The sequence below is a fragment of the Mycobacterium colombiense genome, assembly GCF_001672755.1.
GTDB lineage: Bacteria > Actinomycetota > Actinomycetes > Mycobacteriales > Mycobacteriaceae > Mycobacterium > Mycobacterium colombiense_C.
Genome location: NZ_LZKI01000107.1, coordinates 1 through 14,015 on the forward strand (window position 1 = coordinate 1; position 14,015 = coordinate 14,015).

Annotated in this window: 3 protein-coding genes; all 3 read right to left on the minus strand. The window is 68.7% G+C overall.

The window, feature by feature from the left end:
• Nucleotides 1–2,314, minus strand: a 2,314-nt coding sequence (locus tag A5708_RS14460; protein ID WP_155766028.1) for an AMP-binding protein, incomplete at its 3' end; no start/stop codon positions are given.
• A gap of 618 nt (nucleotides 2,315–2,932) precedes the next feature.
• Nucleotides 2,933–10,582, minus strand: coding sequence for a non-ribosomal peptide synthetase (locus A5708_RS14465; RefSeq protein ID WP_065029285.1), 7,650 nt, complete (start codon nucleotides 10,580–10,582; stop codon nucleotides 2,933–2,935).
• Nucleotides 10,579–14,015 (minus strand): condensation domain-containing protein (locus A5708_RS14470; RefSeq protein ID WP_155766029.1); only part of this gene is annotated, 3,437 nt, incomplete at its 5' end. The genes A5708_RS14470 and A5708_RS14465, both read right to left, overlap by 4 nt.

Here is a 14,015-nt window from a genome sequence, read left to right on the forward strand (position 1 = left end):
CCAGCACGAAGAACGCCGCCCCCGATATGGGCGTCCCGATCGGCGGCGCCTCCGGTGCGGAGGTCAGCGGTGCGCTGTGGCACACCCACATGGTGGTCTCGGTGGGCCCATAGACATTGACCATCACCCGCCCCGGCGCCCACCGATCCACCAACTCCGGCGGGCAGGGCTCCGCACCGACCACCAACGCCATACCGTCCAGACCCTCCGCGGACAGCATCGCCACCGCCGACGGCGTCTGGGTCACCACCGTCACGCCCTCACGGATCAGCAGGGCATGCAACTCTTCAGGTGAACGCGCCACCGCATCGGGCACCACCACCAACCGCCCACCATGCAGCAGCGCCCCCCAGATCTCCCACACCGAAAAATCAAACGCATACGAATGACACTGCGTCCACACCTGCTCACCCGACAACGCAAAACCAAGATCCAGCCCGTTGAACAGCTGCGTGACGTTATGGTGCGTGACCGCAACACCTTTGGGCACCCCCGTAGTCCCCGACGTATAGATGATGTGCGCCAGATCAAACGGCGCCGGCCCCGCCACCGCAGTACTGGGCTGCGCCGCAATCACCGGATCAGCGACATCGACGACAACCCCGTCGAACCCGGCCAACCGCTCCACCAGATCCGCGGTGGTGACCGCAACCCCCGGCCCGGCATCAGCCAACATGAACCCCACCCGCGCATCCGGCAACCCCGGATCAATCGGCAAATACGCCGCCCCCGACTTCAACACCGCCAACATCGCCACAATCGCCTCGGCCGACCGCGACAACAACACCGCCACCACCGCACCCCGCCCAGCACCACACCCCACCAACACATGCGCCAACCGATTAGCCGACTCATCAACCTCCCGATACGTCCACGACCGACCCCCACACCTCAACGCCACCGCACCCGGACACCGCCCCACCTGCCCGGCGAACACCTCCACCACCGACACCGACACCACCGACCGACCCAACGCAAAACCATTGCCCCACTGAGCAAGCCGTGCGTGCTCGCCCTCGTCGACCACATCCAGTGACCTCAGCCGTCGGGTGGGATCGGCCGTCATCGCCACCAAGAGCCGCTGCAAACGCGCCGCCAGGTCGGGGGCGTCGAGGCCGGACCAGGGCTGCCACATGCCCGCCGTGCTGAGGAAGAGTTCGTCACCGTCGCTGGAAAAGATGAGGCCGAAGCCGTCGGCCTGACCGGAGTTCGTGTACGACGCCGAGGCCATGACGCCACCGAAGGGCAGGGTGAACGCCGACGGGATGAAGTTGACGCTGACTCGTTCGGGCGACTTTGTCAGGCCGCGGACCTTGCGCTCCAGGGCGTGCACCGGGAATCGCTGGTGCTGCACCGCCTCGTCGATTCGCGTCTCGACATGCTTGCAGAACTCGGCGACCGTCGCTCGTGGTGCGGCGGTGACCACCAGCGGCACGACGCCGGCCACCATGCCGGGAAGCGTCTTCAATTCCGGGCGCACCCGCCGGTTGACCGGGAAATCGAGCACCACTTCCGGGCCCTCAGCGCACCACCCGCGGACCAACAGCGCGCACGCCGCGGTGATGACCGACGTCTGCGATACTCCCCAGACGTCGGAGAACCGGTGCACCCGACGCACGACCGCGGGGTCCAGCGCGACCGGAGCGGACGGCCACGGGTCACGCTCCCCTGTGCCGTCGGGCAGGCGGTGCCGCGCTTCGGTGTCCGGGGGCAGGTTGGCGATCCAGTAGGCCTCGTCGTCCCGGTATTCGCCGGAGCTTTCGTAGTGCGATTCGCAGTCGATCAGTTCCCGCAGTGAGCCGAAGACGGCCGTCGGGATGGGTCCGGCGGACACGATCGCGGAGTAGATGGAGGCGATGCGGTGGCCGACCAGCCCAACGCCGGTCCCGTCGATCACGATGTGGTGGCAGCACGCGAAGAAGAAGAATTCGTCGCGCCGGGTCTGGAAGAGGACGAAGTTGAACAGCGGCCCGGTGAGCGGCATGGGCGTGCGCTGGATGGCCAACGCTCTGCGACGGGCTTCTTGCTCGGGTTCGGGCGAATCGCTCAGGTTGACGAACGTCAGCTCGACATCCGGGTCATCGATCGGTCGCTGGACGACCCGGCCGTCGACCTCAAAGAAGGCGACCCTGGTCGGCTCCGCCTCGTGCACCGCTTGCCGGATGGCCCACCGCAGGGCGTCGCGCTGGACCATGCCGTCGATCCGCACGAACAAGCCAAGCTGCCACTCGGTGTCGGAGTGACCCGTTTCCTGCGCAAGCCAGATGTCTAGCTGTCCGCGCGTAAGCGGAAGTGCCTGGTTCTCAAGCTCCATCCAACTCCCCAACCACAGGGTGTTCCTTTCAACCCCCCGGTTGAGTGAAGCCGCTCGGGCAGATGCTCAGGCCATAGCCCGGTTCGCTTCTGCTCGAGGTAGCTCCGGCGCTCGGCGTGGTCCGCTTCGCGGCGCCCGACCCGGCACGCGGGCCCAGCGTCGGCAAAGACCGACCACAACCTCGCTGCTGCTCGTCGTTGGCCGAGGCGAACCGAGCCGGCGCGCCGCCGTCGTCTGACGGTGGACGCTTACCCACTCCGAAGACCCCGTAGTCAACATGAGTCCAACAGTTGGGAACGCTAGTAGAGAACCACCCCGTAGGTCCAGGGTTATTCAAACTTAATGTGCTGTGAATGAGCCAAGAGATGGACAGAAACTCAGTAAACGGACGTTACACGTACTTTCAGTACTGGTCACTGCCAGTCCAGCAACATACGGTATTGGTTGGTAACACGATATTTCTGTATTCGAACGCCGCTTAGCGCGGCATCGACCGTTATCGCAGGGTTATTGGCGGTGGGCTGTGGCTTGCCCCGATGGGCCGATAGCGCCAATGGCGGATAAACAAATGCGGCGTGGTCCGGATGGACCACGCCGCATTCGCGTTCGTTGTGGGGATTACAGCAAACCGAGCAGTTGCAGATCGGTGACGTACTTGACGATCACCGACGCGCTGACATGCGGAATGTCGTTGTCGGAACCGACCTTCGCTTCCTGCACCGCGGCGCGGAAGCGATCCGTCGGCGCGAAGGCACCCCGGGCCGGCTCGGCGGGCTGCAGGTTCTTCGGATCCCGCAGCAGCAACGTCAACATCTGCAGGACCGAGTTCTGCCGCTGCCGTTCCGGCAGGCCGCGCAGACCGGTCTCGAAGCGCTGCAACCACTCGCCGAAGTCGCCGACGCGCTCGATCGGGTAGCCGGCTTCGATCAGCCAGTCGACGTATTCGTCGAGCCCGATGCCGTCGTCGTGCGGGTTCATCACGTGGTACGTCTCGAACCCGTCCATCACCTGGGCGCCCAGTTTGGCGATGGCTTCGGCGACGAACTCGACGGGCAGGCCGTCGAAGTGCGCGTTCTGCCGGTTGCCGTCGGCATCCAACTGATAGAAGGATTTGGGCGCGGTGCCGGTGGCCACGATGCTCAGGATCATCCGGGTGAAGATGTCCGCCACGTTGAGCTGGCCGGCGTAGGTGGTGTCGGCCAGGATCATGTCGGAGCGGAACACCGAGACCGGCAGACCGCACAGGTCGTTGGCCTCGCGCAGCAGGACCTCGCCCGCCCACTTGCTGTTGCCGTACCCATTGGCGTAGCCGCCGTCGATGACGCGCCGGGCACTGATGACCCGGATGTCGCCGTCCTCCGTGAACTCCGCCGGGTCGATCTGGCGGCCCACGTCCGAAGTCGACACGTACGCGTACGGCTTCTTCTTCGTGGTGAGCGCCAACCGGATCAGCTCGGCGGTGCCCCCGACGTTGGGGGTGAACAGCTCGTTATAGGGCAGGACACCGTTGACGACGGCCGCGGAGTCGACGATCAGGTCGACGGTGTCGGCCAGCCGCTGCCACGTCTCGTCGTCCAGGCCGAGGTTGGCCTGGCCCTTGTCGCCGGCGACCACCTGCAGGTGCTCTTCGGCCAGTTCCTGGAAGTGCTGCAGCAGTTCCGGGTCACCGCTGTTGAAGGTCTTCTCCAGACGGCGCCAGGCGTCCTCGTCGGACTTGGCCCGCACCAGGCAGATCAGCTTGCCGTCGACCTGTTCCAGCTGCTCGAGCCATTCCAGTGCCAGGTAACGGCCCAGGAAACCGGTCGCCCCGGTCAGCAGGACCGTCCGCACCTCGGCGCTCGGCCCGGGCAGCGTCGGCGCGGTCGACAGCGTCGTCGCGTCGATGAACTTGTCCAGCGTGAGGTCGCGGGCGAACACCTCCTTGGCGTCGGCGCCGTGCACCGCCGCGAAGCCGGGTCCCGCCGCGCCCTCGGTGTCGGCACCGCTGGTGATCCGGTGCGCCAGGGCACGGACCGACTGCGAGTCGAACAGGGTGCGCACCGACAGGGCGCCATTGACGGCGGTGTTGATCTCGGCGATCACCCGCATCGCGGACAGCGAATCCCCGCCCAGCTCGAAGAAGGAGTCCTCGACCGAGACCCGCTGCATGCCGAGGACGCGGGCGAAGATGTCGGCCACGATCTCTTCGGTCGGGTCGGCCGGCGCGACGTACTCGCCACCCCGCTTCTGGTATTCCGGTGCGGGCAGGGCGCGCTTGTCCAGCTTGCCGTTGACGGTCAGCGGCAGCGCGTCCAACACCACCACCGCGGCCGGCACCATGTAGGCCGGCAGCCGGTCAGCCAGCTGGATGCGGATCCCGACCGGATCGGCGGTTCCGGTGATGTAACCGACCAGACGCTTGTCACCGGGACGGTCCTCGCGGGCGATCACCGCGGCCTGCTCGACTCCGTCCAGTGCGGCGAGGGCCGACTGCACCTCACCCAGCTCGATGCGGTAGCCGCGCAGCTTGACCTGCTCGTCGGCCCGCCCCAGGTACTCGAGCTGACCGTCGCGGCCCCACCGGACCAGGTCGCCCGTGCGGTACATCCGCGCGCCCGGGCTGCCGAACGGGCAGGCGACGAAGCGCCCCGCCGTCAGACCAGGCCGGCGCGAATAACCCGTGGCCACACCGTGACCGGCGATGTACAACTCGCCGACGACACCCTCGGGCGCCGGGCGCAGCCACCGGTCCAGCACGAACAGCGCGGCGCGCGGCACCGGCGAACCGATCGGCGCCGATCCCGTTCCGCTCTGCAGCGGCGCGCTCATCGCCGCGTACACCGTGCCCTCGGTCGGGCCGTACGCGTTGATCATCACCCGTCCGGGCGCCCACCGGTCGACCACCTCGACCGGGCAGGCCTCGCCGGCCACCACCAACGCCGTCGACTCCAGGCCCTCCGGCGAGAGCATGCCCACCGCCGACGGGGTCTGGCTCAACACGGTGACCCCTTCGGAGACCAGCAGCGCGTGCAGGTCGTCGGGCGAAGCCGCGACCGACTCGGGCACCACCACGAGGCGGCCGCCGTGCAGCAGCGCGCCCCAGATCTCGTGCACCGACACGTCGAACACCAGTGAGTGCCACTGCGCCCACACCCCCGCCTCCGGCAGGTCGGCGTGCAGCGTCTCCAGCAGCTGCGCGACGTTCGCGTGGGTGACCGCCACGCCCTTGGGGACACCGGTGGTCCCCGAGGTGTAGATGACGTAGGCGATATTGTCCGACGACGGGATCGGCAGCGCCGTGCTGGGCTGGGAGGCCAGGGCCGGGTCGTCGACGTCGATGACCGTCGGGCTGCAGCCCTCCAGCCGTCCGCGCAGGGCCGCCGTGGTGACCACGGCGACCGGCTCGGCGTCGGCGAGCAGGAACTCGATCCGCGCGGCCGGCAGCGCCGGGTCGATCGGCAGGTACGCCGCCCCGGTCTTGAGCGCCGCAAGGATCGCGACGATCGCGTCGGCGGAGCGGGAGAACAGCAGCGCGACCCGCTCGCCCGGACCGGCGCCCTCTTCGATCAGCAGACGCGCCATCCGGTTGGCGGCCTCGTCGAGCTCCCGATACGTCATCGAGCGGCCGTCGAAGGTCAGCGCCGCCGCGTCCGGGGTGCTGGCCACCTGCGCGGCGAACATGGCCGGGATGGACTTGCCGGTCGCCGGCTGGCTCAACACCACGCGGTTGCCGCGCTCGTCGAGCCACGCGTGCTCGTGCTCGTCGACGACGTCCAGCGACATCAGCCGTCGGGTCGGGTCGGCCGTCATCTCCGACAGCACCCGCTGGAACCGCTCGGTCAGCTTCTCGATGCCGGCCGAGTCGAACACTTCGGTGTCGAATTCGACGCGCAGGCCCAGCTCGCGGCCCGGAAGCGCCATCACCGACAGCGGGTAGTGGTTGTACTCCCGGTTGGTGACATCGGTGATCGCCAACTCGTGGAAGCCCAACGGCACGCTGGTGTCGATCGGGTAGTTCTCGTACAGGAACAAGGTGTCGAACAGCGCGTCGTGACCGGTCACGTGGTGGATGTCGCTCAGCGCCAGGTGCTCGTGTTCGAGGGTGTCGTTGTGGTGCTGCTGCAGCTGCTCCAGCACGTCGGCGACGGTGGTCTCCGAGGTGATGCTGGCCCGCACCGGCACGGTGTTGATCAGCAGACCCACCATGGACTCGGCGCCGATCAGGTCGGCCGGCCGGCCCGAGACCGCGGTACCGAACGCGACGTCGTGCTGGCCGGTCAGGCGCATCAGCAGCTGCGCCCAGGCGGCCTGCAGCACGGTGTTGACGGTGGTGTGGCACGAGCGGGCCAGCTCGCCCAGGGCGAGGGTGGTCTCCGCGGACAGCCGGTAGGACTCCACGGCCCGCCGGCCGAGCCCCATCCGCCCCGCCGGGCCCACCAGGGTGGGCGTTTCGAACCCGTCGAGAACCTGGCGCCACGCCGCTTGCGCGGCGGTGCGGTCCTGTCCGGCCAGCCACGTCAGGTAGCTGCGGTAGGTCGCCGGCGCGGGCAACTGGTCGCCGTAGTAGTTGGCGAGGATCTCGCGCAGCAGAATGGGCAGCGACCAGCCATCCATCACGATGTGGTGGTTGGTGAGAACGAACCGGTACCTGTTGTCCGCGGTGCGGATCAGTGCGGCCCGGAATGCCGGACGGTTGGCCAGGTCGCTCACCGCGGCGCGCTCGGCGGCGCACAGCTCCTCGACCCGCTGCTCGGGGTCGAGATCCTCGGCGCCCAGCTGGATGTACCGCCACGCCATGACCGGGTCGGCCGGGATGACCTGGACGGGCTCACCGAACTGCGGGCAGAACCGGGCCGCCAGGTTCGGGTGGCGGTTGACCACGGTGTGGACGGCGTCGTGCAGCCGGTGCGAGTCCAGCTCACCGGTCACGGTGATACCGAGCTGCACGGCATAGACGTCGTCGCCCGGGTCCTGCGCGAAGCTGGCGTGGAACAGCAGTCCCTGCTGCAGCGGGGTCAGCGGCAGGATGTCGGCGATCTGGTGCTGCTTGCTCAGCTCGTCGATCTGCGGCTGGTTCAGGCGCGCGGGCGCGATGTCCGACGGGGTCAAGCCGCCGCCACCGCCCTGCACGTGGGCGCAGATGCCGGTGAGCGCCTCGAACCACAGCTGGCTCAGCCGGCTGATCTGCTCGCGGTCCATTGCGGAGGCCGCCCATGTCCAGTTGGCGTGCAGGTGGGGGCCTTCTTCGGTGTCCATGGTGCCGGCGTTGAGGTCGACGGTGTGCATCAACGGCATCGCCACCGCCGCGGCCGCGCCGCTCAGCGACAGGCTGTCGGGGCTCAGCCGCCACAGCTCGCCGGGCAGGTCGGCGGCCGCGCCCAGCCGTCCCAGGTAATTGAAGCCGATCACGGGGTCGGATCCACCCAGGTCGATGTCGGGGTTCAGGTAGCGCAGCAGGCCGTAGGTCAATCCGTCCGGCAGGGTGCGCAGCTGCTCCTTGGTGGCCTTGATCGCCGCGCCCAGCGCGTCGTCGCCGGCGACCACATTCGCCCAATCCAGGCCGTCGACCGTCAGCGACACCGGGTACTTGGTGGTGAACCAGCCCACGGTGCGGGACAGGTCGAGGTGCGGTCCGAGCTCTTCCTGGCGGCCGTGGCCCTCGACGTCGATGCCGATCGGGGTTGCGCTGCCCAGGAACTCGGTCCAGGCCATCCCGAACGCGATCAACAGGATGTCCTGCACCCCGGCGTGGAACGCCGCGGGCACCTCGCCCAGCAGCAGGCGGGTTGTCTCGACATCCAGCGACACCGACAACTGCTCGGCGGTCTGGTAGGTGTCCTCTTCGGGACGCACCGCCGGCAGCACCGCCGGGGTCGCGACCACCTCGCGCCACGCGTCGGCCTGCTCGACCACCGCCGGGCTCTGCGCGTGCTCGGCCAGCAGCGAAGACCAGCGGGCGAACGAGGTGCCACCAGCGGGCAGCGCCACCGGCTGGCCGCTGTTGTGCTGCGCCCACGCGATGTTGAGGTCCTCGATCAGGGTCCGCCACGACACGCCGTCGACGGCCACGTGGTGGATGATCAACGCCAATTGACTTGTCTCGCTTGCCCAGACGGCGCTCACCATCACGCCGGCGCCCGGGTTCAGCCGTGACCGGGCGGCCACCAGGGTCGCGTCGGACAGCTGGTCGACCGACTGCAGGCAGTCGGCGGCCTGCACGGTGCCCGGTTCGGGCGCCTGCAAAGACCAGCCGCCGTTGCCGTCGTCCTCCACGCGCAGTCGCAGCATGGGGTGACGGTCGAGCAAGGCCTGCAGCACCACCAGGACGTCCTCGGACGTGACGCCCGCGGGCGCCGCCAGCACCATTGTCTGGTTGAAGTCGTCGATCGGGCCCTGGACGGTTTGCAGCCAATGCATGATCGGGGTGGCCAGCACCGGCCCGATCCCTTCGTCGACCACGGCGTCCTCGTCGGCGCCGTCGGTGGCCACCCGGGCCAGCCGGGCGACCGTCTGCTCGACGAACACGTCGCGCGGGCGGCACATCACCCCGGCCGCGCGGGCCCGGGCCACCACCTGCATCGACAGAATGCTGTCCCCACCGAGGTCGAAGAACGAGTCGTCCACGCCGACCCGCTCGACGCCGAGAACCTGGGCGTAGATGCCGGCCAGGATCTCCTCGGTGTGGTTGCCGGGGGCGCGGTATTGGCCGCCGCGCTTGTGGTATTCGGGTGCGGGCAGGGCGCGCTTGTCCAGCTTGCCGTTGACCGTCAGCGGCAGGGTCTCCAGCACCACGACCGCGGCCGGGACCATGTAGGCCGGCAGCCGCTTGCCCAGCTGGGTGCGCAGCTCGGTCGGGTCGGCGGTCCCGGTGATGTAGCCGACCAGGCGCTTGTCGCCCGGGCGATCCTCGCGGGCGATCACCGCCGCCTGGTCGACGCCCTCCAGCGAGGCGAGGGCCGACTGGATCTCGCCCAGCTCGATGCGATACCCACGGATCTTCACCTGCTCGTCGGCGCGGCCCAGGTACTGCAGCTGCCCGTCGGCGCCCCAGCGGACCAGGTCACCGGTGCGGTACATCCGCGCGCCCGGCCCGCCGAACGGGCAGGCCACGAAGCGCGACGCCGTCAATCCGGCCCTGCGGGCATATCCGGTGGCGACACCACGGCCGGCCACATACAGCTCACCGACCACGCCTTCCGGCGCCGGGCGCAGCCACTTGTCCAAGACGAACAACGCCGCGCCGGGAACCGGTGACCCGATCGGCGGGGCACCCGACTCGCTCGCGAGCGGCGTGCTCATCGCCGCGTAGACGGTGGCTTCGGTCGGGCCGTAGGCGTTGATCATCACGCGTCCGGGCGCCCACCGGTCGACGACCTCGGCCGGGCAGGCCTCACCCGCGACCACCAGCGCCGTGGAGTCCAGGCCCTCCGGCGAGAGCATGCCCACCGCGGACGGGGTCTGGCTGAGGACGTTGACCTTCTCGGCGACCAGCAGCGCGTGCAGTTCGTCGGGCGAGCCTGCGACGGACTCGGGAACGACCACCAAGCGTCCGCCGTGGAGCAGCGCGCCCCAGATCTCCCAGACGGAGACGTCGAAGACGAGCGAGTGCCACTGCGACCAGACCTTGCCCGGCCCGGTCGGCAGATCGGCATGCAGCGTCCGCAGGAACTCGGTGACGTTGCGGTGCGTGACCGCGACGCCCTTGGGCGTCCCCGTGGTGCCCGAGGTGTAGATCATGTACGCGATGTCCTCGGGCGCCGGCCCCTCCAGCGCGCTGCCGGGCTGGCCGTCCGCCGCGGCCTCGTCGACGTCGATGACGGGCAGGTCGAACCCGTCCAGCCGGGTGCGCAGGCCGGCCGTGGTGACCACCGCGATCGGCGTGGCATCGCCGAGCATGAATTCCATCCGCGCCGACGGCAGCGCCGGGTCGATGGGCAGGTAGGCCGCGCCGGTCTTGAGCACCGCCAGGATCGAGATGATCGCCTCGGCGGAGCGCGAGAACAACAGCGCAACGCATTCGCCCGGGCGCGCGCCCTGTTCGGCCAGCAGGTGCGCCAGCCGGTTCGCCGCCTCGTCGAGCTCCCGGTAGGTCAGCGAGCGCTCGCCGAAGGTCAGCGCGACCGCGTGGGGGGCCTTCGCCACCTGGATGGCGAACATCTCGGGAATCGACAACGAAGACTTGACCGGCTTGGTCAGTACCGCTCGGTTGCCCCACTCGTCGAGTCGATCGTGCTCGCCGCCATCCAGCAGATCGATCGACAACAAGCGCCGTCCAGCACCGACGGTCATGACTGCTCCTCCAAGTCCACGGTCATGGCTTCCAGCACCCGCTTGAACCGCTCTACGAGCTTGTCGATCCTCGCCTCGCCAAATACGTCTGTGTCGAACTCGACGCGAAGGCCTATTTCGTGGCCTGGCACTGCTTGTACCGAAAGCGGGTAGTGGTTGTATTCCCGATTCGTGAATCCAGTAATAGTTAACTCGTCCACGGCCGATAGCGCGGCAGTATCGATGGGATAGTTCTCATACACGAACATTGTGTCGAAAATTAGGTCATGTCCCGTTACACGATGTATGTCATTCAGTGCTAAATGCTGGTGGTCAAGAGTGTTGGTGTAGGTGCGTTGCAGCTGGTCAAGCAGGTCGGCGATGGTGGTTTCGGCGCCGATAGTCGCGCGCACCGGGACGGTATTGATTAAAAGGCCCACCATGGCCTCGGATCCGGCCAATTCGGTCGGACGACCCGAAACCGCTGTGCCAAACACCACATCGTGCTGTCCGGTCAGCCACATCAAGAGCTGCGCCCAGGCCGCCTGTAGCACCGTGCTGACGGTGGTGCGGCATGATCGGGCCAATTCGCCGAGCAGACGACTGGTCTCTGCGGACACGTGGAACTCCGCAACACCGCGCGGTCCGAGCGCCATGCGCCCCGACGGGCCCACCAGAGTCGGGGTGTCGAAACCCTCGAGCACCTCGCGCCACGCCGCCTGAGCCGCGGCACGATCCTGCTCGGACAGCCAGGTGATGAAGCTGCGGTACGGCACCGGCGCGGGTAGCCGCACCCCGAAGTAGCTGGCGAAGATCTCTTGCAGCAGGACCGGTTTGGACCAGCCGTCGAGCACGATGTGGTGGTTGGTCAGCACGAACCGGTAGGTGTTCTCCGCTGTGCGGATCAGAGCACCCCGGAACGGCGGCTGCCCGGCCAGATCACAGACGGCGATGCGTTCGGCGGTGGACAACCGCTCGACCTGCTCCGCGATGTCGCCGTCGGTGTCCAGTTCGACGTATTGCCAGGCCAGCGCCGGATCGGTCGTCATGACCTGAACCGGCTCCCCGAAGTCCTCGGAGAAGCTGGCCACCACGTTGGGGTGGCGGGTGATGACGGTGTGCACCGCCTCCCGCAGCCGGTCCGGATCGACGGCGCCCGTGACGGAGATGTCGAGCTGCACCGCATAGAGGTCCTCGCCGCCCTGGGCGGTTCCGGTGTGGAACAACAGTCCCTGCTGCAGCGGGGTCAGCGGCAGCACGTCCGCGATCTGGTACTGCTGCTGCAGTTCGTCGAGGTCCCGCTGGCCGAGGCGGGCGGGCGCGATGTCGGACGGAGTTAGGCCGCCGCCGCCGTTGCGCACGTGCGCGCAGATGCCGGCCAGGGCGTCGAACCACAGTTCGCTGAGCCGGCCGATCTGCTTCTCGTCCAGCGCCGAGAGCGCCCACGTCCAGTTGGCCTGCAGGTGCGGGCCGTCCGCGGTGTCCATGGTGCCGGCGTTGAGCTCCACCGTGTGCGGCAACGGCAGCGCCACCGCCCCGGCCGCACCGGCCAGCGCGAAGCTGTCCGGATCCAGCTGCCACAGCTCGGCCGACAGTTCGGCGGCCCCGCCGCCGAGTCGACCCAGGTAGTTGAATCCGATGACCGGATCCGAATCATCCAGTGCCGCTTCGGGATTCAGGTAGCGCAGCAACCCGTAGGTCAACCCGTCGGGCAACGCGCGCAGCTGTTCCTTGGCGTCCTTGATCAGCCCGCCCAGGGCCGCGTCACCGCCGACCACCTGGCCCCAGGACAGTCCGCCGATCCGCAACGACACCGGGTACTTCGCGGTGAACCAGCCGACCGTGCGGGACAAGTCCACCTGCGGGCCCAGCTCTTCGTTGCGTCCGTGGCCCTCCACGTCGATGGCGATCGGCGCGCCGGTGCCCAAGAACTGGGTCCAGGCCAAGCCGAACGCGATCAACAAAATGTCTTGCACCCCAGCGTGAAACGCCGCGGGCACCTCCCCCAGCAGCAGCCGGGTCGTCTCGACGTCCAACGACGCCGAGAGCTGTCCGGCCGTCACGTAGGTGTCCTCGGGCTGTGCCTCCGGCAGCACCGCCGGGATGGCGGCCACCTGCCGCCACTCCTCCAGCCGCTCGACCACGTCGGGCCGGCGCGCGTATTCATCCAGCAGCGACGACCACCGCGCGAACGAGGTGCCGCCGACCGGCAGCGCCACCTGCTGGCCGCTGTGGTGCTGCGCCCAGGCGATGTTGAGGTCCTCGATCAGGGTCCGCCAGGACACCCCGTCGACGGCCAGGTGGTGGATGATCAACGCCAATTGGTTTGTCGCACTTGCCCATACGGCACGCAGCAGCACACCGTCGGCCAGGTTCAGCCGCGACCGGGCGTCGACCAACGCCGCTTCGGACAACACGTCGACCGACTCCACGCAGTCGCCGGCCTGGACCGAGCCCGCTTCGGGCACGTCGAGCGACCAACCGCCGACGCCGTCGTCCTCGACGCGCATCCGCAACATCGCGTGCCGATCCAGCAGCGCCTGCACCACCACCGGCACGTCGTCGAACGTGACCTCGGCCGGGGCGGCCAGCACCATGGTCTGGTTGAACTGCTCGACCGGGCCGTCCATGTTCTGCAGCCAGCGCATGATCGGGGTGGCCACCACGGCGCCCAACCCCTCGTCGACCACGTCGTCGCCGCTGGCCACCGTGGCGACCCGGGCCAGCTTGGCCACCGTCTGCTCGACGAAGACGTCCCGCGGGCGGCACACCACTCCGGCGGCCCGGGCGCGCGCCACCACCTGCATCGACAGGATGCTGTCGCCGCCGAGGTCGAAGAAGGAATCGTCGACACCGACCCGCTCGACCCCCAGCACCTGGGCGTAGATGCCGGCCAGGATCTCCTCGATCGCGCTCACCGGCGCCCGGTAGCGGTCGGCGTCCTGGTATTCCGGCGCCGGCAGCGCGCGGACGTCCAGCTTGCCGTTGACCGTCAGCGGCAACGCGTCGAGCACCACCACCGCCGAGGGCACCATGTAGCTCGGCAACCGCTCGCCGAGCTGGGCGCGAACCTCGGCCGGGTCGGCGGTTCCGGTCACGTAGCCGACCAGGCGCTTGTCGCCGGGGCGGTCCTCGCGGGCGATCACCGCCGCGTGCTCGACCCCGGACAGCGAGGCGAGGGCGGCCTGGATTTCACCGAGTTCGATGCGGTAGCCGCGGATCTTGACCTGCTCGTCGGCGCGGCCCAGGTACTGCAGCTGCCCGTCGGCGCCCCAGCGGACCAGGTCGCCGGTGCGGTACATCCGCGCACCCGGGGCCCCGTACGGGCAGGCCACGAAGCGCGTCGCCGACAGGCCCGGGCGGCCGACGTAACCGGCGGCCAGGCCGCCGCCGGCGACGTACAACTCACCGACCACGCCGACGGGCACCTGGCGCAGCCAACCGTCGAGCACGA

What these genes read in the sequence shown, in the direction of transcription:
- A5708_RS14465 (WP_065029285.1), bottom strand. Translation starts at nt 10,582, where the DNA reads ATGACCGTCGGTGCTGGACGGCGCTTGTTGTCGATCGATCTGCTGGAT.